This is a genomic window from Armatimonas sp., assembly GCF_031410135.1.
Classification (GTDB): Bacteria; Armatimonadota; Armatimonadia; order Armatimonadales; family Armatimonadaceae; genus Armatimonas.
This window is the reverse complement of the sequence record NZ_JANNYP010000119.1, coordinates 1-21,727: the sequence shown is the minus strand read 5'-3', so window position 1 is coordinate 21,727 and position 21,727 is coordinate 1. Positions and strand designations below refer to the sequence as shown.

General features: G+C 58.2%; 24 protein-coding genes and 1 pseudogene. 11 read left to right on the top strand and 14 right to left on the bottom strand.

What is annotated here, in order from left to right; genetic code table 11:
• The 4 genes and pseudogenes from RMO15_RS04500 to leuD form a co-directional block, all read left to right on the top strand.
• Positions 1-336, top strand: a pseudogene (locus tag RMO15_RS04500) (hypothetical protein); the annotation flags it as partial.
• 139 nt (positions 337-475) lie between these two features.
• Positions 476-1,186, top strand: coding sequence for a class I SAM-dependent methyltransferase (locus RMO15_RS04495; RefSeq protein ID WP_309708371.1), 711 nt, complete (start codon positions 476-478; stop codon positions 1,184-1,186).
• Between the two features lie 5 nt (positions 1,187-1,191).
• Entirely contained in the window at positions 1,192-1,827 is a 636-nt protein-coding gene (locus RMO15_RS04490; protein ID WP_309708369.1) for a Uma2 family endonuclease, read from the top strand.
• A 6-nt stretch (positions 1,828-1,833) separates the two neighbouring features.
• Positions 1,834-2,433, top strand: a complete 600-nt coding sequence (gene leuD, locus RMO15_RS04485) for a 3-isopropylmalate dehydratase small subunit (RefSeq protein ID WP_309708366.1) — start codon at positions 1,834-1,836, stop codon at positions 2,431-2,433.
• Here the strand turns inward: leuD and RMO15_RS04480 are convergent.
• Positions 2,430-2,927: a hypothetical protein gene (locus RMO15_RS04480; protein WP_309708364.1), complete on the bottom strand. Its 498-nt coding sequence runs from the start codon at positions 2,925-2,927 to the stop codon at positions 2,430-2,432. The genes leuD and RMO15_RS04480 overlap by 4 nt on opposite strands.
• Positions 2,927-4,069 (bottom strand): glycosyltransferase family 4 protein, encoded by a 1,143-nt coding sequence (locus RMO15_RS04475; RefSeq protein WP_309708362.1) that lies wholly within the window; start codon positions 4,067-4,069, stop codon positions 2,927-2,929. Before RMO15_RS04475 ends, RMO15_RS04480 begins: the two co-directional genes overlap by 1 nt.
• A 33-nt stretch (positions 4,070-4,102) precedes the next feature.
• Between RMO15_RS04475 and RMO15_RS04470 the strand changes: the two genes are divergently transcribed.
• Positions 4,103-5,176 (top strand): hypothetical protein, encoded by a 1,074-nt coding sequence (locus RMO15_RS04470; protein WP_309708360.1) that lies wholly within the window; start codon positions 4,103-4,105, stop codon positions 5,174-5,176.
• The gene (locus tag RMO15_RS04465) at positions 5,170-6,309 is read left to right on the top strand and encodes a hypothetical protein (RefSeq protein WP_309708358.1); all 1,140 of its coding nucleotides are present in this window, start codon (positions 5,170-5,172) and stop codon (positions 6,307-6,309) included. The genes RMO15_RS04470 and RMO15_RS04465 overlap by 7 nt, the downstream gene beginning before the upstream one ends.
• 9 nt (positions 6,310-6,318) lie before the next feature.
• Here the strand turns inward: RMO15_RS04465 and RMO15_RS04460 are convergent, their stop codons facing one another.
• The 12 genes from RMO15_RS04460 to RMO15_RS04405 are packed head-to-tail and all read right to left on the bottom strand — an operon-like array spanning position 6,319 to position 17,320.
• On the bottom strand, positions 6,319-6,924 hold the full coding sequence (locus RMO15_RS04460) for a Spy/CpxP family protein refolding chaperone (RefSeq protein WP_309708356.1): 606 nt from the start codon (positions 6,922-6,924) through the stop codon (positions 6,319-6,321).
• A gap of 55 nt (positions 6,925-6,979) precedes the next feature.
• On the bottom strand, positions 6,980-7,861 hold the full coding sequence (locus tag RMO15_RS04455) for a ComEC/Rec2 family competence protein (protein ID WP_309708354.1): 882 nt from the start codon (positions 7,859-7,861) through the stop codon (positions 6,980-6,982).
• Positions 7,837-8,322 carry a hypothetical protein gene (locus RMO15_RS04450; RefSeq protein ID WP_309708351.1) on the bottom strand — a complete coding sequence of 162 codons (486 nt, stop codon included), beginning with the start codon at positions 8,320-8,322 and terminating at the stop codon, positions 7,837-7,839. Before RMO15_RS04450 ends, RMO15_RS04455 begins: the two co-directional genes overlap by 25 nt.
• Positions 8,323-8,329: 7 nt before the next feature.
• On the bottom strand, positions 8,330-8,923 hold the full coding sequence (locus RMO15_RS04445) for a hypothetical protein (protein WP_309708349.1): 594 nt from the start codon (positions 8,921-8,923) through the stop codon (positions 8,330-8,332).
• An 18-nt stretch (positions 8,924-8,941) separates the two neighbouring features.
• Complete coding sequence (locus RMO15_RS04440; RefSeq protein ID WP_309708347.1) at positions 8,942-10,645, bottom strand: hypothetical protein; 1,704 nt, start codon at positions 10,643-10,645, stop codon at positions 8,942-8,944.
• Complete coding sequence (locus RMO15_RS04435; protein WP_309708345.1) at positions 10,642-11,169, bottom strand: hypothetical protein; 528 nt, start codon at positions 11,167-11,169, stop codon at positions 10,642-10,644. The genes RMO15_RS04440 and RMO15_RS04435 overlap by 4 nt, the downstream gene beginning before the upstream one ends.
• On the bottom strand, positions 11,156-11,677 hold the full coding sequence (locus tag RMO15_RS04430; RefSeq protein ID WP_309708379.1) for an RNA polymerase sigma factor: 522 nt from the start codon (positions 11,675-11,677) through the stop codon (positions 11,156-11,158). Before RMO15_RS04430 ends, RMO15_RS04435 begins: the two co-directional genes overlap by 14 nt.
• A 55-nt stretch (positions 11,678-11,732) precedes the next feature.
• Complete coding sequence (locus RMO15_RS04425) at positions 11,733-12,338, bottom strand: hypothetical protein (protein WP_309708342.1); 606 nt, start codon at positions 12,336-12,338, stop codon at positions 11,733-11,735.
• A 39-nt stretch (positions 12,339-12,377) separates the two neighbouring features.
• On the bottom strand, positions 12,378-13,007 hold the full coding sequence (locus RMO15_RS04420) for an RNA ligase family protein (protein WP_309708339.1): 630 nt from the start codon (positions 13,005-13,007) through the stop codon (positions 12,378-12,380).
• A complete protein-coding gene (locus RMO15_RS04415; RefSeq protein ID WP_309708336.1) occupies positions 12,991-14,085 on the bottom strand; it encodes an AAA family ATPase in 1,095 nt (364 codons plus the stop codon). Before RMO15_RS04415 ends, RMO15_RS04420 begins: the two co-directional genes overlap by 17 nt.
• Complete coding sequence (locus RMO15_RS04410) at positions 14,079-14,780, bottom strand: RNA ligase family protein (RefSeq protein ID WP_309708333.1); 702 nt, start codon at positions 14,778-14,780, stop codon at positions 14,079-14,081. Before RMO15_RS04410 ends, RMO15_RS04415 begins: the two co-directional genes overlap by 7 nt.
• A gap of 41 nt (positions 14,781-14,821) precedes the next feature.
• Positions 14,822-17,320 carry a hypothetical protein gene (locus tag RMO15_RS04405; protein ID WP_309708330.1) on the bottom strand — a complete coding sequence of 833 codons (2,499 nt, stop codon included), beginning with the start codon at positions 17,318-17,320 and terminating at the stop codon, positions 14,822-14,824.
• A gap of 65 nt (positions 17,321-17,385) precedes the next feature.
• Between RMO15_RS04405 and RMO15_RS04400 the strand changes: the two genes are divergently transcribed.
• The 5 genes from RMO15_RS04400 to RMO15_RS04380 all read left to right on the top strand — a co-directional run.
• The gene (locus RMO15_RS04400; protein WP_309708328.1) at positions 17,386-18,579 is read left to right on the top strand and encodes a glycosyltransferase; all 1,194 of its coding nucleotides are present in this window, start codon (positions 17,386-17,388) and stop codon (positions 18,577-18,579) included.
• Positions 18,576-19,766: a hypothetical protein gene (locus tag RMO15_RS04395; RefSeq protein WP_309708326.1), complete on the top strand. Its 1,191-nt coding sequence runs from the start codon at positions 18,576-18,578 to the stop codon at positions 19,764-19,766. Before RMO15_RS04400 ends, RMO15_RS04395 begins: the two co-directional genes overlap by 4 nt.
• Positions 19,767-19,831: 65 nt before the next feature.
• Positions 19,832-20,698, top strand: coding sequence for a DUF1559 domain-containing protein (locus RMO15_RS04390; RefSeq protein WP_309708323.1), 867 nt, complete (start codon positions 19,832-19,834; stop codon positions 20,696-20,698).
• Positions 20,698-20,889: a hypothetical protein gene (locus tag RMO15_RS04385; protein ID WP_309708321.1), complete on the top strand. Its 192-nt coding sequence runs from the start codon at positions 20,698-20,700 to the stop codon at positions 20,887-20,889. Before RMO15_RS04390 ends, RMO15_RS04385 begins: the two co-directional genes overlap by 1 nt.
• A 200-nt stretch (positions 20,890-21,089) precedes the next feature.
• On the top strand, positions 21,090-21,727 hold a 638-nt coding region (locus tag RMO15_RS04380; protein ID WP_309708317.1), incomplete at its 3' end, for a prepilin-type N-terminal cleavage/methylation domain-containing protein.

The window sequence follows — 21,727 nt, the reverse complement described above, 5'->3', positions numbered from 1 at the left end:
CCTGGAGACGGAGCACTAGCGGGCGAAGCTGGCTTCTTTTTTTCAGGCGGTGATGGTGGCCCGACCAGCGGCGGCGGTGGGAGTGGGTATCGTGGTGGTGCTGGTGGCGGCGGTCGGGGGCACGGCTCCGCCGGTGGTGGTGGTGGCTCCTCACACTTCGAGGCAGCACTGACAAACGTAATCAGTCAAGATGGGAAAAGCCAGCTCAGCTTCGGATCAGGCACGGTTGCGGTGCTCCCCGGTGGTAGTGATGACCCTGACTATGTACCTGGCATCGGTATCGGTGGGGCGCACAATCAAGCAGGTGGCAACGGCATGGTCGTCCTTTACTACTAGAGCTAAGTTAGCAAAAAACACAGTCTCCTGATGCTCCGCACTGACTTAGCCGGTGCGGGGCTTTTTTATAGTCTCTGCCTATCGTTTCGATTAAAACAATTCGTTGGACACGGGGCAAGTGTAAGCCTACAATAGCAGCATGCAACCTAAGTCTACCATCGAAGAGATTCGTGCCCGCTTCGATGCCGATGTCGAGCGTTTCTCGAACCTAGAGACCGGCCAGACCGCGACGATGGACGCTGCCCTTGCGCTGGAGCTGATTGCCCAAACCGCCGCCGCCGTCACTCCGGGCGCTCGCCACGTTCTTGATCTGGGCTGTGGCGCAGGCAACTACACGCTCAAGCAGCTCCAATCTCTTCCCAACCTTGACTGTACGCTGGTGGATCTCTCGCAGCCCATGCTGACCCGCGCCCAAGAGCGCGTCTCAGCGGCAACAAGCGGGACGGTCACGACACTCCAGACCGATCTTCGCAAGCTGGACTTGTTGTCTGAGTCCGTAGATATTGTGCTGGCCGCCGCCGTGCTGCACCATCTTCGGGAAGAGAGCGAGTGGGAGGCGGTCTTTGCCACACTCTACGCCGCGCTTCGACCCGGTGGGGCACTCTGGATTTTTGACCTAGTCGAGCACTCGGACGCCACCGTGCAAAAACTCCAGTGGCAGCGCTACGGTGAGTATCTCAGGAGCTTCAAAAACGACACCTACCGCGAGCAAGTCTTCGCCTACATCGCCAAGGAAGACACGCCCCGCCCGCTGCTCTGGCAGTGCAGTTTGCTGGCGCGTGTGGGCTTCTCCCGCGTGGACATCCTCCATAAAAACGGCCCCTTCGCCGCCTTTGGTGCGATAAAATAAGCGCTATGACTGCCACCGCTGAGAAGCTAGATATTCCGGATACGGCGGAGATTCCCGGTGTCACCCGCCCCATGACCTACGAGGAGTATGTTCGCTCCCCGGAAGAGCGGGCACGCTACGATATTTTGGAGGGCTACAAGGTCTACCGCCGCTACGGAAAGGAAGAGATGGCTGCTCCCACACGTCAACACCAGCGCCTTGTTCGGCGCATTGCTCGTCTTCTGGAAGATTTTGCCGCTGTCGGTAATTTAGGGGAGTGCTTTGTCGCCCCTTGTGATGTGCTCATCCGCCACATTCCGCTCAAGGCCCGCCAGCCCGATGTGCTTCTGATTAGCCGTGAGCGCCTGGATCAGAACCCGCCCGATGACAGCGCCACGCCCCTCGATCCCGCTCCTGAGCTGGTGGTAGAGATCATCTCGCCGTCGGAGCGCCCCGGCCAGCGCACCGCAAAGCTCGCCGACTACCGAAGCGTGGATGTCAAAGAAGTCTGGCAGGTCTTCGCCGAGGCCAAGACTATCGAAGTCGTCGCCCTCACCGAGGATGCGATTGAAGTTGTGGGCACCTACAAAAGCGGCGCGAGCGTCGTCTCCGTCACCTTCCCCGATCTGACCGTCGCCGTAGATGCCCTGTTTGCAGAATAAGAACCTATGAAACCTTTTACAAAAATTACTGGAATTGCGGCCCCGATGGACCGCGTGAATGTGGATACGGACCAGATCATTCCCAAGCAGTTTCTCAAGCGCATCGAGCGCACGGGCTTTGGGGAGTTTCTGTTCTTCGACTGGCGCTATGAGGCCGATGGCAAGACCCCCAACCCAGAGTTTGAGCTCAACGACCCAAAGCTCACGGGCGCACAAGTTTTAGTGACGGGCAAGAACTTTGGCTGCGGCTCGTCGCGCGAGCACGCGCCGTGGGCGCTGGAGGACTACGGCTTTCGCAGCATTATCGCGCCTAGCTACGCCGATATTTTCTATAATAACTGCTTCAAGAACGGCATGCTCCCGATTGTCTTGCCCGAGGAGACGGTCTACGACCTGATGGGGCGCTTGCAGAAAAACTTGGGCGGGGAAGTGACCGTGGATCTCGAAACCCACACCATCACCGGCCCGGACGGTTTCACGGCAACTTTTACGGTGGATGACTTCCGCCGTCACTGCCTGCTCAATGGCCTCGATGACATCGGCCTCACTCTGCAAAACGAGCCCGACATCACCGCTTTTGAGGCCAAGCGAGCGGGCACGGTTTAGATTCGGAGGGCCTGACGCACGGGGCTGGTCTCGGGGACATGTTCCTGAAGGGCTGCCGCAAAGTCCGGCTGGTCTCCTAGAAAAAGAGGAAACCAGAGCGTAATACCACGCGCCTTCGATGAGACAATGAGATGGGGGAGGAAAAGAAAGCTTCGTGTCCTTGCTCCCTCGATCTCCTCCCAAGTGAGTGAGGCATGCTTACCCCAGAATGTCATGGCGGTAAGGCCTTCCTGCGTCACACGGATGGGATAGGCCTGGCACAGCCACAGCGCAAAGAGTGCCTGGAAGAGAAGCTGGCCCAGCAAGAGGGCGGGCATCCCCAGCACCACCTCTATACCCCAACCCATCCCTACCAGAATGAAAGTCCCCAAAAACGTCAGGCTCCCCATCACCGCGTAGAGCCTTAGCCAGGACATCCGAAACGAGCGCTGGCTTTGTGCTTGCATCTGCATGACATCTAAAACGCCGTTTCGAGCGCTTTGGTTGCGGGGCACTACCGCTTTTGAGCAAGCTCCTCGTAGAGGTCGTAGTACTGCTTTCCGATCTTCTCCCAGGACTGCTCAGAGGCATGCGCTCGCGCGATAGACCGCATCTGCTCACGGCGTCCCGGGGTTTCAATGAGCGCTTTTAGGCCATCGCGAAGTGCCCCAATGTCATTGGGATCGTCAATAAGAAGACCCGCTCCTGGCGCAATCACTTCCGCTCCCCCCGTGGTGCGTGAGGAGAGAATCGGAATTCCTGAGGCCGCTGCCTCAGAGAGCACCAGTGCACAGGCTTCGTAGCGTGAGGGAAAGACAAAAAAGTCGCTGGCACGAAAGATCGCCGCGATATCACGGCGAAAGTCGAGAAAGTGCACACGCTTTGTCAATCCGAGCTGCTCTGTCAGCCCCGGGTAGGGGCTACCCTCCAGCCGCCCCACCACGGCTAAGTGGAAACCTTCCACCTGGGCCATGGCCTTCAGCACAGAGTCTAGGTTCTTACGGGGAGTGCGAATATCCCCCGCAAAAACTCCCAGAACCACGCCCTCAGGAAGCTTTAAGCCTGTGCGGTCGGGCTCAGTCCCCTCAGGTAAGGGATAAAACTCGGTCAGGTCGGCTCCATTGTTAATCACCCGCAGGCGATCCTCAGGGATACCAACCAGTGTCTTGAGCTCCTCACGTACGGTCCCCGAGGCAGCGACAACCACGCGGGCTTGGTGGTAGGCATGGCGCTCCCAACGGGCGTTACTCTGAGTATAGAGCCACTGATAGGCCCCATAGAGATTGCGGTTGGTGCGCGATGTGTGGAAGGCAGACTGCGCCCAGGCGGCATGAACATACTGCGAGGTGTTAATGTCGTGGGGGAGGCTTGTACAGTAACCGTAGTTGTGCAAGATATCGGGTTTCTCAGACCAGCTCTGAATAATACGATCCGCACGTTGTGCAAAGATAGCCACTTTAGGAAGATTTATTTTATGTGTCCAGGAGGGAAGTGGAACACGATAGACCTCAATATCGGGGAGTAAGTCTTCCGCAATGGCATCCGCAACCACGCGGACGCGTGCCCCTTGTTTCAGGGCATACTTGACAATCTCGTAGTTTGCGCGTCCCTGACCATCGCCAGGAATAATGTTGTGGGTAATGATCCCGATATGCATAACGGCCCATTATACCCAGAGGTATAATTTATTATGCCCCGCAAGACCGCTTTTCTCTACACCGACGATTTTCTCGCTTATGATCTAGGTGGAAAGCACCCTTTGCAGCAGCGCCGTCTTCAGCTTGTGGATCGGAAGCTGGCGAGCTTGGGCGCGTTTGAGACGATCACGCGCCTTGCTCCTACATCAGTGGATGAAGCTCTGCTAGGGCGAGTGCACACGGCGGAGTATCTTGAAGTCGTACGACAGGCGAGCAAGCCAAATCATGGGCTGGATCTTCGTCGCTATGGCTTGGGGCCGGGGGACACGCCTGCGTTTCCGGGGATGTGGGAAGCGTCCAAGGTCTACGCGGGCGGAAGCGTGGATGCCGCTAGGCTCGTGCTCTCCGGCGAGGCGGAGATTGCCTTCAATGTCGCAGGCGGCCTGCACCATGCCCACCCTTGGAAAGCCTACGGGTTTTGCGTCTTCAACGACCTTGCGCTGGCGATCACGACGTTTCTCGAAGCGGGCCTGGAGCGGGTGATGTACGTGGACATTGATGTCCACCATGGCGATGGCGTGCAGGTCTGCCACTGGGATGATCCCCGGGTGCTCACCCTCTCGCTCCACGAGTCCGGGCGCTGGCTCTTTCCCGGCACGGGAGGCGTCGAAGAAACGGGTGGGGAAAATGCGCCCGGCTCAGCGATCAATGTTCCGTATGCCTCCTACAGCGGCGACGAGGTCTGGTGGCCCGGCTTTGAGCAGATCGTCCCGGAGGCGTTTGAGCGCTTTGCCCCTCAGGCCTTGGTCTTACAGCTCGGGGCCGATGCCCACTTCGCCGACCCACTGGCGCATCTGCAAGTGACCTCGCGCACCTGGATGCGAGCCGTGGAGGCACTTCTGGTGCTGGGAAAAGACATACCCATTGTGGTCACGGGTGGCGGTGGCTACAACATCGCCACCGTCGAGCGCCTCTGGACTCTGGTAGCGCTGACATGTGCGGGTCTTTCTTGTCCGGACAGCCTCCACGACACAGAAGTGCCCATGCTAGATGCCGAGCAGCAACGCACCGCGCGTGCCTATCTCGATAGTCAGCTGGATGCGCTCCGCGGAGGGCTGGGATGGTAGAGGCAAATCTTGAAGAAGAAGCGCTGGCGGCGGAGGCGGCGGCGCGGGATGCCTTTGCGGCGTTCTATAGTGGCCTGACCGATGGCGAGGATCAGAATGCGCTCCCCCCAAATGTGACACTTGCCCTCGCACGTTGGGTAGAGGCTCGCAAGCGCTGGGAGCTGGCCCAGACCGAGACGAAAGTGCCCTCCGTGACGCGGCTTGGACTCAAGCCACCGGCATCGGTGATGCTCCCTGCCTCGCTTCCTGCACGGGATGCCCTTGCCGCGCTCTTTGCCCCTCAGCTCTGGCAGACTGAGGCATCTGGTCTCGCCATGATCGCCAAGGTCAGCGACACGGCTCAGGTGCGCGTGGAGTTTGATGAAGTCCTAGGCTTTGGCCCGGAGCAGGCCATCCGGCAGATCGCCCGCTCTGGCCCGGCTGCTGCCCAGACTTTTCTGGCGCTGGCGAGCCTCTGGATGGAGCGCCTCGCTGGGCAACCACACGAGACCTACCTGACTCTGGCGGCATCGGACTTGCTGCGTTTTCAGGGGAAGAAGGCCACGCCTAAGGGCGGCTATCACCGGGATGACATTCTGGCCAAGGGCCGGGATCTCTACCTGCTCAGCCGAATCACCGTTCCCCATGCCCTGGGGAGTGAGAGCATGGCCTTGGGGCGCTTGCTCTCTCTGGAGGCAATGGAGGCGGGCCAGAGCGACGAGGGCCAGAGTATTGTGCGGTTCCGCTACCACCTGGGGCTAGAGGCGCATGGCTGGATGCAGGAGAGCGTTGCCCAAGTCGCGCCTCGCTTGCTGTCCTACCATCCTGTGCGGCAAAAATACCAGATATTGCTGGGGTTCTGCCTGGCCTGGCATCGAGGCAACCACCCGGAGGAGACAGAGCTCTCCCTGCCGCATCTACTAGAGCTGGCCGCGATTCCGATGCCGGAGAAGCGCCTCTCGGAGTTTCTGACAAGCCTGGAGGACGCGCTATCGGAGCTGGCCTCCGATGGGATCCTGCCGGGCGTGAAGCTCCTCAAGCCGCAGGGCTGGCATGAGCTTCTTGCCTCCCGCCAGACACGCCTCCTGCTCCAGAAAAGCCGGGTACAAATAGAAAAGCCCCGGCCAGAGCTTGCTGACCGGGGCAAACACTAAACCTGAGGTTTAGTTGCCACCACCACGGCGACCACCACCTTGCATCTGGGCGGCACGCTCTTTAGCGGCCTTCTCCAGAACGGCCATCTGTGCTGGAGTTAGGTTCAGATCTGCAGCGTACTGTAGCAGGCCAAACTGTTGCATGACCTTCCAGCCGGGCATGGCTGCCTTGAGAGCGGCGGACTGATCTGGGGTAAGCATGGCATCTATCGCCTTGCTCGCCTTGGTCTCCTCGTTGCGGATCTGCTCCTGCTTGGCGCGCATCTCCTCCATCATTGCCTGCATCGCTTCACGGTCAAAGCCGCCGCCACCTGCACCACCTGCACCACCGCCAAAACCCGCTGGGCGCGCTGCCTTGCGGGCGGCATCAAGCTTATCTTGCATGCCCTTGATCTTCGACGACTGATCTGCCGTCAGCTTCAGAGCGGGAGTCAGGACGGCAACAGGAATCTGAACCACGGTCAGATCCCCGCCACCCGGACGGCCAAACTGTCCGCCACCGAAGCCGCCACCGCCGCCGCCACCTGGGCGACCGCCCCCAGCTTGAGCAAAGGCAGGCACACTCATCATCGTTAATGCCGCCAGAACGGCAGCCACTCGCATCGTCTTATGCATGGAAAAAAACCTCCAGCTACCATCTTGCCACTCATTTCTGAAGAAAGGATTAAAGTTAACTTAGGGGCATGAACGAAAGCTGCGTGCCATCTGTTTCGAACAAAATAGCCCCTTGCTGATCCGTTCTAAATGGCTGGACATGACATGTTTTCAATCGAGCCAGTGTCTCTGTGTGGGGATGTCCGAAGCGATTGTTTCGTCCGCAGGACAGAATTGCCGTTTTAGGCTCCACGGTGCGTAGAAAACGCTCACTTGTGGAGCCACGGGAGCCATGATGCCCTACTTTGAGCACGTCTGCAGAAAGATCAAGCCCGGATTTGAGTAAGCTCTCTTCTGCTTCTTGCTCGGCATCGGCGGTGAAGAGTATGCGGGCTTTGCCATACACGAGCCGCGCGACAATGGAGTTGTTGTTGTCATCGCTGCGCGTGCCGCTGAGTAGGGGCTCGGCAGGGTGGAGAATCTCTAGCCGGACTCCTTTGCCCAAGTCAAAGCTCTGACCGCGCCGTGCGGTGTGGACGGTGATATCACGTGCTTTCCAGGCGGCTCGTAGCTGACTCATGGGGGAGTTTGGGGTTGCGGGTAGCCCGGAGTCGAGAACCGTGCGGACGGTGAGGCGCTCCGTGACGGCTAGGAGGCCCTGCACATGGTCATCATCGGGATGGGTGGCGATGAGCAAGTCAATGGTGGAGATGCCCCGGCTCCGCAGAAATGGCACGACGATACGTGTGCCAGGATCAGCGCCTGTCTCCGGAGCAGACGGATCACGGGGAACTCCCCCGCCATCTATCACCACCACTTTGCCGGAGGGCGTCTCAATTACTGCGGAGTCGCCCTGTCCAACATCGAGAAAGGTCACCCGCAGGCGCTCGGGAGCACTCTGGCAACCTACCAGAATGCCCAGAGCCGCCAGCGCTAGTGCTTGATCTCGCCGATCCACGGGTTGGTGTAATTCGTCGCCTTGTTGCCCTTGACACCTCGGCCTGCGATCTGCACCGCCCCGTTTTGTGCCACCAAGATCGCCTCAGCAAGGTTCTCACAGAGATTACGATCTGAGTTACTGGGGCCACCGGCGATCAGGCGATAGACGAGGCGCGGATGGCGCACCGCACGCTTGAGAAGATAGTCGTCGGGCATGGGCTCCGAGTCGGCAGTATGAAGCGTTATCGTGCAGCCATCGCCCTTGGACGACGAGAGGCTAAAGAAGCGCCACGCGGGGCCATCCACGGAGAAACGTGCCCCTGCGAGGCCCGCCTCCGCGTGAATGGTTCCCGCTTCATCCAAGACACCGGGCACAAAACCACGCTCCGATAAAAAATCCGCAAGCTCTGCGGGAGTGAGTGGCTCGCTGGCATGAGTCCAGACATGGGCGATAGCGACGCCTCGGGGAAGTTCAGTCATGCAGGCATTATACAGGCAGCGGGCTCGCGGTTAAAGAGACCGTGGCGCTACCCCACTTAAACGAGATCGGCTTACCAAACGCGACTCGACGGAAGGTGAAGATCGTCCCGTCTGCCTGAATCCCGCCTCCTTGCTTAGAGTCGCCCCAGTTGACCACGGTAAGCTCGTCTGTGGGAATCGAGATCGCCAGTGAGACAGTGTTGTTGCCATTGAGATGCGGCGTGACTTGCAGGGCGTAGGCTTTGCCCTGTGCAAGCACACTGAGAAGTGTCGGCGCATTGTTAAACGTGCGTGTGGCTGCTTTGCTGCTGTCTACCGTGAACGTGATGCCCAGCTCTCTGATTTTTACATCCAACAGCCGCTGGAGTGCTTCGATCTCCGCAATGGCCCTTGGCTCTGCCCGCACGGTCAGCTCTTGCGCAAGATTATCGGGAGATAGGCTCTCCACTCCGGAGGGAATCAGAGATCGCGATGGCGTTTTGGGTTTTGGTGCTGGGAAAGTTTTAAGTGTATAGTTGTAGTTCGCATCGGCGAGCATCAGGGTAAAGTCCATGGGTTGCATGTACTTAAACTTCAGAATACGGGTTTCGAGACGGCGCATAGGACAAACTCCTTGGTGTTATTTTTGAGACGGCACTTCGCCGCGCTTACGGATCGAGAGAAATGCGCCGCCCTTGCTGTCGCGCTCCAGGCTCCAGATCACATTGTAGCTGTCACAGACCAGATTTAGGGCGCTACTAAGGCTAACGCTCTCAAAGCGAAACGAGCGCTTAAGCGTGCCAGCATCCGGGGAGAGCTCAAAGCGGCGCGGCGTGGTTCGCAAGAGCGCTTCGAGCGCAGCCCGAACGCTGGCATTCTCTAGTTCCAGCGAGACCATCTCTTTTAAGTAGGCGTTGGGGGGTGTCTGCACCAAACCATTGGGCTCGCGAGGGAGCTGCTCAGCGGCGGCATGGATCGTCTCCAGCGAGCTCTTGAGCATCTTCACTGGACTGGGAGTGCTTCTAAGTCGCACGATACGAACCAGTATCCGCTCGCCCTGCGTCTCTGCCGTCCACCCAACTCCGAGCGACTGAGTGAGCATGTCCAGCGCCGTCGGCAGCGCGACCCCATTGGCCTTGATCGTCACTTTCTGGAGCCGTAGCCCAGGATAGAGCCACTCTGGATCACGGGCCTGAAGGCTCTGAATATCGGCAGTCAGCAGGTTCCCGCTGGACACTTTAGAGAGCTTGAGGGCCGGATCGAACTGGTGATCTACCCGTGCATCCAGCAGCGCCAGCAGCGCCCCGACCCCGTTGCGATCCACCAGGTTCACATTGACCCGAAACTCGTCCAGTTGCTTGCGCATTACCTCGGGCACAGAAACACTCTCGGGGTAGGACTGTGGACTCTCGGTTTGCACGTCGCCTGGCACAATATCCGATACGGGAGCTTTAAGGGGGCGTCTTAGTAATCCTCCCACTAAACTGGAGAAGACAGGGTTTGGTGTCTGCGCGAGTCGTACAAACTCCACCACAAGGCCCTCTTTGTCTCTTTTTGCGGTCCAGCCAACCTTTGACCGTTGAGTCACTTGATCAAGAAGCTCCGAGAGCGGTAGCTCATGGGTACCTACAAGTTTAAAAGGGGCACTCAGCACCGGAGGAAGCTGTACACCTGCCCAGCTCTTTACCAGATGCAGTGTCGGCTCGGAAGTAAATCGGACACGCTTTTCGCTCGCACAGATCGTTGCCAACAAGACAGGCTTAGGAGGATCAGGGAGTTTTACTCGATAGCTTGCCAGTTCATCACGGAATGCCTGAGGTACGGAGACGCTCTCAGGGAACTGAGGACTTGGTTCCAACCAGGTGTTCAGACTAACACTCTTGCCCGAGGTCGTGACGTCAGGATCACGTGTTTTAGCGAGTCGAACAAATCGAATGGAGAAAGTCCCTTTTCTCTCCTTCACCGTCCAGCCAATTTGGGCTTGTTCCGCTAGACCATCTAGGAGAGTGGGAAGTGGCATTGCGCCATCGGGAACAGTCCAGTGGTAGAAGTAATTTTCCCGAATGGGATTTAAGAGCATCGGGGGCAACACCCCCTTAGTTCCCTCGTATTTGCTTGGAAAGAGAGCAGGATCGGACTCAAGCCGAAGCATAGGAAGAGAATCAAGCTGCTTGGAGAGTGAAAAAAATGCACCGGGAGTTTGTGATTTCGGAAGAGTGATGCTGTAGGAAGCGAGCTTTGCTCTGAGTTTCTCTGGCATCACTACCTTTTCAGGATAGACGGTTTGGGCAAAGGCAGCAACGGGACAGCAAAGCGTTGCGGCGATGGAAAAGAGAGGTCTCATGGGGTTTGTAGCTCCTGACGAAGCTCGTCGGGGGTGATGGGGCGCACGGCGACGACAATCATCTCACCAGAGTCTCTATTTTCGGGTGGCAAAATCTTGGGTTTTTCTTGTGTGATATGTCGTTTTGCTCTCGCGACACGCAATTTTCTGACTCCTACCCATGATTTCCGTCGGGAAAGACTTGGTTTTCTTCGTACGATATGTGATTTTTTGATGGCGACGTGTGATTTTTCTCTGGCGATGTCAGGATTTTTTTGTCCGACTTCTGATTTTATAAAGGAAACATCTGATTTCTTGATGATGATGTGTGATTTTTCTCTGACGACACTTGTTTTAGGGCTTGCTACCCACCAGATTCCAACAAAAACCAGTGCCATCAGAGGCAAGGCCAGTCCTCGCATTGCTCTTTTTAGGGGACTTGGTATAGCGAGAGTGCCCTCGCCCTCTAAACACTCTAAGCCCTCAAGGGGATCAGCGGTGCGGATCAGCTCCGTGAGGCGGTGCTCGCGCTTAAAGAAGTTCATCACTCAACTGCTTTCTCAGACGCTTACGGGCGGCGAAGAGGCGCGAGAGGAGCGTGCCCAGGGGAATCTCTAGCGCCTCAGCGATCTCGCGGCAAGAGAGGCCCTCCCAGTAGTGCAGGATCAGCGGCGTGCGGAGAGTCTCGGGGAGGGCATCAATCACGGAGCGCATCCGGGCCGCCGCGTCGCGCTGAAGCGTGGTCTCCTCAGGGCCGGAGTCGGGAGAGAGAAAGGTGCCGTCTAAAAGCGAGGCATCGCGCTGGCGCTGACGCCAGCGCAGGGCGGTGTGCACGGTCATCTTGGTGAGCCACGCGGGGCCGGACTCTAGCCGACGTAGCTCGGAAAACGCCTGAGCCGCCCGAATCCCCACGTCTTGCGTGAGATCATCGGCAGCATCCACGCTCCCCGAGACACGCACCGCCAGCCGCCACAGCCGGGGCCGCTCCGCCTCCCAGAGCTGCGCAAAAACCGCGTCGCTTCTCAGTGACGTCCCCACGGGCTGACTCAGCATTGCCTCCACAGCTATAAAAGATACCAAACAAGCCCGTTTTATTTGAGGCAAGCCCCTAATTCTTTACGGAGGCCGTGACCTTAAGGGGCAAGTAGCTGTGTTTCTCTAGGCTACTTCTGTCGTCCCAAAGTACGGGAGCGCGTAGCTCGATAGGTTTATGGGGAGAGAAGCGCAGTAAGGTCGTCATGCCCACTTCGGTCAGATCAGGCGAGATACCCGGACGGCGACGCTCGCTCCAAACGCGAATCATCAGCGAGATCGTCTTATCGCCGTTGACGTGTGGGGTGAGCAGGAGCTGATGGCGCTGCTTCCCCTCTAGGACAAGCATACCGAACTGGTTGTTTCCCAGCTCGATCTGGTCCCTTACAAGAGCCCCGGAGACTTCTTGCACCTCGACTTGGAGGGTGATGCGCTTTGGAACACAATCCAGGAATTGAACCACCTGTACCATACCCTCTACGGCATCCGAGGGACCACTAATTGTCAGTCGTCGGTTATGGTTGTTGGCAGCCAGACAAGCCAGCCTGTCCGCAAAGCCCGTCGTGACAAGCTGCGCGACAAGCTGAGAAGGGAGAGTGTTTTTCACCGGCAAGCTGCGCACGGTAAAGCTTGTTGGCATTCCCGCAGGCATCGTGGCGAAGAGAGCAATCATCGGTAACATGCCCTCTTAGAGCCTTCTTATCCAAACAACCTTCATGCACTATTCCCAGCCGCTCTCCCAGTCTGCACCGAGCGAGGCTTTGAGGCGCTCCCGATACGCATCGGTCTTGACCTTGCAGCGCCAGTTGCCCTTAAGCCCTTTGCAGACCACGCCCTCCGCCACTCCTAACTTGCCTTTTCGCACGTCGTCGGTGAACTGACCCGTGAGCTTGCCGCGGTAGACGATGCGCGGGATTGGCAGGTGCCCGAAGTCCCGCACGAAGTCCTCAGGCACGACAAAGACTTCGCCAGGGAGTGCTAGGTCAAAGAAGATCAGTCGCTTGGGCTCGCCAGGCTTATGCTGGCCTGCAAACGAGCCCTCCCCGAGAAACTCGCAAAACGCCGTGGTTTCGTCGGTTTTGTAGCTTTCTAGCACATCACCAAGTCCCGCCGCGAGCGTCGCTTGAAAGACTCCAGCGGCCTCAGAGAGTTCTGGGTGCGCGTTGGCAAACTCGGCGATTCCACGCTCCGTGAGATTAAACCGATCCCGGCGCGTCCCAAACGCATGCCAACCAAACCCGCGCTCCCAGCAGAAGTGTAGGTTTGTGCCATCGAGTTTTTCAAAGGCAATACAGCGCTCGCCAAGAACAAGCGCTTTCTCGCTGCTGGGCATCTTAGGGTAGTAGAGCATACTCGACTCCGTGGGCTTCAATGGTCGTGGGCACTTCCCAGCGATCCAGATACTTGTGCAGCACGCTCTCAGGCACAGCGGCGGTGCGGTTTCGGTTCTGGGCAAAGAGCCGGGCGTGAGGTGCTTCCCGGTAGACGATCTTGACGCGAAAGCCGTAGTCGGCGGCGAGGCCCAGCGGACGAGCGCGCAATTCGTGGCGTAGGTTGGTGGCGTTCCAGACAAAGTCTTGCCTCTGGCGCAGATAGATCCGCGCCCGCTCCATTGCCGCCATGGCCACGGGCTCCTGTGGGTCGGTCGGGGCGATTCCTAGCTCTTTGCGGAGCACGTCTAAGCTCACCACGGGCAGGTGTGAGAGATGCTGCTGGATATAGGTGTCCTTCCCCGAACCCGGCAGGCCGCTCATCAAGATCAGCTCGCCCTTGCAGTCATCGTAGGCGCAGTAGCGCGGGTCGCGGCTGGGCGTGCGGAAGTAGACAAATCGGCTGTGGCTGTTGGAGAAAGCAAAGGGTGCCTCCCAAACGCCCAGCTCTTTACAAAGCTCACCGAATAAACCGACCCGCACCAGGGCATCTTTCGTGTTGGGAGCGATTCGGCCCCGCATATCGGCCTCAACCAGAAGCGTTAGCCAGTCGCAGCGGGCGGTCTGGGCAATCGTGATCGCCGTGCGCTGGGGATCCTCGCTATCGAGGCAATAGCCAGGTCGCATGTGCCAGCGCACAAGAGCGCAGACTGCCTCACGCTCAGCAAACTCAAACCCCTGCTCCCAGAGAAGCCGCCGGGCGATATAGGCCCCGACTCGCGCATGGCCATTTGAGCTAATGCGTCCATTCTCCTCCTGCTTGGTTGTCGCAGGCTTGCCGCAGTCGTGGAGAAGCGCCGCCAGCCGCAGAATCCGCCGGGCAGGCTCGTCTAAATCCGAAAAGCGCGGGTCGGCCTGAAGCGCCGCGACGACGAGGTGCGTGTGCTTTGCCACATCACCCTCGCCGTGATGACGCGGGTCTTGCGGGCACGCCGCCATTGCCTGCCACCAGGCAGTCGCCTCGATTTTTTTCCAGTCTAATCCACTCTCAGCTACCACAAATCCACCCCTTCGGCGAGCTGGTTGGGCACCAGAGGGCGGTCTTTCCAGTGCGTCCCGGAGTCGAGAATCGTCTGGAGAAACCCTGCGCGCACCCACTTGTAGCGGCCTTTGACCATGCCGTCCTGTTCCCACTTTAAATACAGCCCCTCACTCACGCCGCCATCGGACTTGTATTGCGACGGCCCGACGAGCTTGGTGATGTCGGTGAGCTTGGTAAATGTCCCTTCGCGCAGAACGGGCACGGAGACCACAGGACCACTGGCAAGCATTTCGCGGCGCTTTGCTGTCGAAAGAAACGTCTCCGTGTGCGTATCTAAAAGATCAAACTCGAAGAAGTAGTGCGGGAGGCGGTCGTAGAAAACCGTGTGGCAGGCGTAGAGCCACTCGCCGTAGAGGATGTAGCGCGTTCCTAGCCGCTCCCAGAGCCAGCTTTGGTGGGTCTGCGCCCAAGGTTTGAGCAGCGCGAACTGTGCCTCGCCAGGGCCGCCGGTGAGAAAGTGCCCACGACACTGGAGCTGAAGCGTCCCGCGCTCGTCAAACGAGATTCCCGTGTTTGCGCCGTCTAATTTCTCCTCGACTACCAAGAACTTCTCGCGCAGCAAGACAAACGGCATCCGATCCGGGTCGTCGCCTTTTTGCAGGCCACTGCCTTCAAGGTGCTGGGTTCGTGGGTACTTTCGGATGCTATCCATTGCGCTACCGTATCGCCCCATGAACCCGAAGCACTAAAGCTCTAGAGCCTTGTTGCCTTGAAAACCTTGAGCGCTTCTGCAATCGGCAAGGTTCGCAGATCCAGCACGGCACCGTCCCAAGGGAATGTTTTGTCCTCCCGAAACTCACCGCTCAAAAGCTCGGTCCACCAAGCCTCCAGACTCTCTTTGGCACGTAACCCGCGTACTTGGGGCAAGGGATCAGGATAGCTGTTGGCGTAGAGAACCTGCTTCGAATAACGCCGTGCCTGCCCGATATCGTCAACATTGACAATGGAGTCTGTATCTGGCTCTGGAAACTGTCGGTAGGTAGGTAAGGGCGTGGCTTTTTCCCACGAGCCGTACCAGGAATTCCAGAGGGAGTTCGGTTCTTGCTGACGACCCTCGATCCAGAGAGGGAGGGTCGGGTTGGTCTTTTTCAGGGTTGCGTAGACCTCAGAGAGAAGCTTTTTGTTGGCCGCAAAGCGCACCTCACTCCAGCGTATGAGGGGATCTGCCGAAGGTGCAGGGCCAACCACATAATCTATCATCTGTTTTTTCTTAGTGAGTGCTCCACTCTCAGCACGTTCGGTCAGGTCTATCGGGTCATAGCCCTCCGTGCGCAAGAATGCGAGCCGCCGCGCCGGCGTGTAGCCGTACTCGTTTACCGGTTCTGATCTTTGCGATAAAGCGCGGGTGGACAGAGACACATAACCCAGTGGTGCAGTCTCGGCGAAGGCGATGCCTGCAAGACCTGGAAGTGTTGCCACTGCTCGCAGACGAGGCAGGAGCACGGCGCGGGACTGGGGGGAGTCCGGAACGCGGTAGGGGCTGGGTTGCCCAAATATGTCCACATCGGCAGGCGCAGTCTCGGGAAGCTGAGAGAGAACCAGCAGAGCAACCATGGGCAGACCTACTTTTTTCCCGGCGGCAATAGCGGCCTTGAGCGGCTCCAGCTTCGCGCCATCCGTGACAATCCATAGGGCACTGAGTCGAGCCGTGAGGGCTGCCTCCACCGCTTTTTGAATCTCCTCTTCGTTTTGGGGAGCCAGAACCACGATCTTTGTTGCCAATGTGGGGCGGGGCGGTAAGCTTTTTTGCGAAGCTGGGTCGCGTGTTAGGCGAGCACTCTGCAGGTAATTGACCAGAATGGCTTGATTCCCCTCATCACGCCAGATCCCATAGCCAGGAACCTCTAGGGAGAACTGTAGCCACTGGGACTGCACATTGACGCGGTTCATATCCAGCGGTGGGTTGGCAGCTCCCTGGATCAATGTTCGATTTGCATCCTTCTGGTACTCGTCGAGGTGGTTCTGGATACTGCCGGAAAGCTGTTTTGCGAGGGAGCGGGGGAGTGTGTCCAGGGAAACAAGAGCTTTACCATGCCCTTCTTTTTGCCGCAGCTGCTCCAGACGCTCCAGAAGAGATTTATCCAGGCCATAGGGATTATCGTAGCCCACGAAGTGCTCTGGGTTGATGACTTTAAGGCGCTCGAAATCACGCAGGCGTTGTTCTTGTACCTCTATTTTCGCCTTCTCTTTGCTCTGCCGTTGACGTGCAAGACGTGTTGCCAGTCCCTCAATATCATCCGTTAAAATCCAGGCGCAGCCTTGTCCAGGCACATCAAGCTTCCGAAAGGCACCAGTGACACTCAATGCCAGTAGCTCTAGTAGCTCTCCTACAGGAACACGCTGGCCCACCACCTGCTTGCTCCAGATTGGGAGTACCGCGATCCGGCGATCCGCCTTCAGCTCTAGCCCAGTCACCTGAGACGCCTGTCGGAGAAGGATCTCGACGGTTGACACACCCTCCAGCGCGAGGGGTTTGTTCAGAGCAGGCATTTTGTAATCGAGCTGTGAGGGCTTGAGCCGGTTCGGCTGGGGGGCATTTCTTTTTTGAAATAACGAAGAGCTTGCGGAAAAGTCCCGGTAGAGTGCCGGGCGGGGATCGTTGTTTGTGACCTCTGTCCTGAAGCCAATAGGCACCCCTATGTTCAGATGCTCCGCCTGAAAGACAGGGCCAAAACTAACTTGGTGCGCTAGGCGAAGCTGTCCTTGCAGGATCGCTTTCTCAGGAACGGGTCGCGTATCCGGTCGCCCGGCGTGTCCCTGCGTGAGGCTCGGCGCGAGGGTATGAAAGAGGGTGAACTGTGAAGGAGTCAGATCATGAGCCGCCAGGCCCTCAGAGCCACCAAGCTGCTGCCACTGCTTCGTGCTGAGTGAGGCAACCAGGGAAAGGAGGGCATCCTCAGAATCCATCTCGGAAGCCATTTGGGGGGAGAATATCCACATCTGCTCTGGTACGAGGGCACTGAGCTGTTGGGTATGCACAAGGTGGCGCTCTGTTGCTCTGCCTAGCTCACCGACATTCACGCCTTTATTGCCGATAAACGTCGGTAGTTTCGTAATCGCTAGTACACTGGGGACACGCAATACATGTTCGGGGGCGACGACAAGGAGCGGGCCCCGTTCTGTGGGATTCCAAACAACACGCTCAAGGAGTGCCAGGGTTGCAGGGTGAAGAGTTTGTGACAGACGAAACATGGTTAAGAACCTCCTCAGACATCAGAATACCTTAAATATGTCTGCGAGATAGGCTAGAATGGGCCGTGCGTATACTTTTTATCTACCCCAGCCAGGCTGACGATGCCACGAACCGCTACCGCTGTGTGCACCTCTGTGAGGCGCTGACTACAGCAGGCCACACTGCGGAGCATGTCTCCGCTGGTCAGGACGCGGTGCGAGTGGCGCACGATATTGTGGTGCTCCACCGGATGCCCTGGGGTGGCCCCGGAAGCGCCTTTGCGGCAGCGGCAAGAAGCATTGGCGCACGCGTGATCTACAGCGCCGACGATCTTATCTTCGACTTGGAGCACGCCCGCCACACGGGAACGCTCTTCCCCGACGATCCCCTGCGCTATCGCCATAGCAAGCGCGAAGCGGAGGCCAATGCACAAACTCTGCAAAATGCCGACGGTGCACTGTTCAGCACCGAGTTTCTGGCTACCGGACGTGGTGTGGTGATCCGCAACTTCCTGGGCAGTGAGCTACTTTCCCTCTCGCAAGCGGCCCGTGCACGCCGTGAGGCATTTCTCAAACAGCGCCAGGACGACAGAGTGACACTGGGCTATCTCTCTGGCTCCCCGACCCACGACGCCGATCTTGCCGACATTGCATTGCCGCTTGCCGCCACGCTGGAGCGCTTTTCCCACGCACGGCTGCTGGTGGTCGGAACCGTGGCGCTTCCCGGCCCGCTGCGGCGCTTTGAACAAAACGGGCGCGTTCGTCGGCATCCCTACGTCCCGTGGCGTGAGCTGCCGGGGCTGATCGCACAAGTGGATATTAATCTTGCGCCGCTGGATCTGACACGGCCTTTCAACCATGCCAAGAGCGAGATTAAGTTTCTCGAAGCTGCTGCCGTCGGTGTGCCGACTATCGCTGCCCGCTCGGCGGCGCTTCTCGAAACCGAGGGCGCACTGCTCTGTGGCACCGATCAAGAGTGGAGTGATGCGCTTGCAAGCTGGCTGAGCGAGCCCACCAAGCGCCAGGCCGCAAGTGAAGCGGCTCTTGCGGCGCTGGAGCAACACCAGGCAAGCACGCAAAGTGGCATCGAGAGTGTCTTTACGGCGTGGATGCCCGAGAAGGCAGTCCATGGCAGTGTGACCGTGACGCGGCCCCGTAAGTCTAAGGTTGTTGGAAAGATTTTTCAGACCGAGCAGAAATTCTTGCGCCGCTGGCACTACTTGCGGCGCCACTGGCGGCTTGCCAACGAACAAGAGCGCCACGGCGGAGGTACCGCTTGAGGCGAGGGGGATTTGCTCCAACACTTGCGGCGCTTTTACTGGGACTGGCGTGGGTCTTTACCGTTCCCGTGGTAAGCGGCCTCAGCGATCCGTATGGCAACTGGCACCCGGATGAAGTGAGCCATGTTCTCACCACGCGCTGGTGGGCGGAGCACTTTTGCCTGCCGACCTACAACTCCGACTACGCCGTCTCGGTGCACCCCGCGTATTACCATATAGTGGGGGCACTGTTTTGGAAGCTGGGCGGAGCGCTGTGGGTGCGGATTTTCTCGGCACTCCTCGGCGCGGCGACGGTCTGGTTTACGTTTCGGGCGGCGCGAGCACTCTACGGGCGGCAGGTGGGGGAGCTAGCGGCATGGCTCGTGGCGCTGGTGCCGATGCGGGCATCGCTCTCGGGAGGGATCAATAACGAGAACTTAGCGGCACTGGGGGGCACGGCGGCGCTGGCTGTGCTGGCGGAGCTACTCCGGGGGCGGCGGCGAACCATCGAGCTGGCGCTCTGGTGTCTGGTGGGAGTTGGGAGCAAGCTGACGTGTCTGGGACTGTTTCCCGCGATTTTTTTGGCGGTGGGCTGGCGCTTCGGCTTGCTGAGGGCATTGAAAGTTACCCTAGCTGCGCTACTCACAACCCTTGTTGGTATGGGCTGGTGGTTTGTGGGAAATATCAGTCGGTGTGGAGATGCCCTCTGTAAAGAGACCTCAGATAAGCTCTGGGATATCGCCCAGCCTGGCTATCTCCACTACAAAGCCACCCGAGGATTCTCACCGCCGCGTTATCTTTTCTCTATTGCTGCCTTTGGGTGGCGCTCGTTCTGGGGAACCTTTGATGGTCTCCAGAAGCATCTGCCCATGCCTCTTTTTCTGACATTGATGGTGTGGCAGGCATCGGCGCTCTGGGGAGCCTGGCAAGGAAGCAAAAGAGCAAAACGAGTCCGACTGGCATGGCTTCTGGCGGTGCTGGTCTTAATGAGCACCACGACACTAATCTATATTTTATACAACTGGCGGCACTACACGCCGCAAGGGCGCTATTTTTATGTAATGCTTGCGCCGTTTGGTGCGATTAGTGGATATGGCTTTCTCGCTCTCTTGCCACCGGCAAGGCGACGAGGAGCTGCGCATGGGCTGGTGATCACGCTGGCGGCACTGAATCTTTGGTGTCTCTGGTACTACCGGCCTGGCAATTAGTTTCGTCGTTACTTGCTTAATCGTGTCTCGTCAATCATCAACGTTTGTTAAAGGAAGGTTTGAAAATGTCTCGTACACGACATGTCTTCACACTGATTGAGCTTCTCGTCGTTATTGCTATCATCGCGATCTTAGCCGCGATTCTTTTTCCTGTTTTTGCCCAGGCCCGTGAGAAGGCCCGCGGAGCCGCTTGTCTGTCTAACACCAAACAGATCCTGACGGGTGTGATGATGTACATCCAGGATTATGATGAGCTTCCGTCGGGGGATCCCAATACAGGGCAGGGAACCTGGTTCATGCCCACGGGGGCGGGCTCTTTCCGGCCCTGGATGGAGCTGGTAGATCCCTACATCAAAAATACCCAGGTCTGGCTCTGCCCCTCCGCACTGAAAGATGCCTCAGGGTACACATCGGTCTTTGGGGCAGTTCCTGCGGGGATTAAAGTGACAGCCCACTATGTCTGGACACCGTTTAACCGTTTCTCCTACTACGGTGGCTGGGGGGGGAATACCAAGTTTGCGGGCTATCCCAACCCGAACCCTTTCGACTGCCGAGCGGGGCAGTTTGTCGAGCGCCGCTGCAAGGGAGTCGCGCTCTTGGGGCGTCCCGCGGAGACGGCGTTCTTGATCGAAGGGGCTTTTCTCTCCTACGCGCCCTATGCGCAGGCGGGGCAGTCACCCTTCCCCTATGGTAGCGCCTACAGCCTAGGCGCGGCGATTCCCGGGGCGGTGACGGCTACGGCAATTGCGGGAGTGAAGTCCACCGCCGCACGCCACTCCGATGGCTCCAATGTGGGCTTTGCAGATGGTCACGCCAAGTTCCTTCCCGCGGCTCGCCTCCATGGCGATGCCACTGCGGTGCGTGGCGCAGGGGCTGGAGCGGGTTACGTCGGCGCCCCGATGGACCAGTACATGCAGGCAGGAGAAGACTAATGCGAGTTCTACTTTTTGTTGGAGCCATCTTCTCTCTCTGGATGGTAGGAGCGGGCTGTAGCAAGCCCGAAGAGGCGACCCCAACCCCTGCCCCACGTACTGCCACAGCAGGACAAGCCACGGTAGGGGATGGCCAAATGAAGCCCGCCGCTAACACGCTTCCTCCACCACCGGGGTTTACCCCCAAGTAGTGGGCACTGGGCAAGGCCCCGAGACGACTCTCGGGGTCTTGTCGGAAGAATCCCTGTTGTTAATTATTTCACTTGACATGAAAAACAAGACTTGCCTCAGAGCGGAAATCTAGGGTATAGTGGGTAAATCTGAACTCGTACTGTGTTGCACTAAGTTGTCTTTCCTCAGAAGGGTTTAGATAAAACTAAGTGAGGTAATTATGTTTCATCTTAAACCGCGTCAGCGTGGCTTCACGCTGATCGAACTTCTCGTCGTTATCGCGATTATCGCGATCCTAGCGGCGATTCTCTTCCCTGTCTTTGCCCAAGCTCGCGAGAAGGCTCGCCAGGCTGCCTGTATGAGCAACATGAAGCAGTTCGCCACGGGCATCATGATGTATACTCAGGACTACGACGAGCTGTTCCCGATCACCCTTCCACACAACGGGGTCGCTAACTCTGGTATTGGCACGCTCTATACCGTGCCTGAGTCCGTGCTTGCTGCACCGCCTGCTTCCCCGCTGACCCGCAGTAGCTGGGGTATTGCGATTCAGCCGTACCTGAAGAATTACAACATCTACGCCTGCCCGTCTGGTACTCAGTACGATCCGTTTGCTCCTCCTCCCACGAACGCCGCCCAGCTTGCGACAGGGATGTCCATTGCCTACAACGGCTACCTGAGCGCTTGGCCAATGGCGGGCACCGCAACTCCGGCAAGTACCTACTTGGCCATGGAGTTTAAGAACCGTATCCGTGGATACACGTTCCTCATGCCCTTACCAAGTGAAAATGGTTGTGGTGTACCTGCTGCGGTTCCCTATGTGTTTACTCGTAACACTCAGACTCTTTGCTGGTTTGG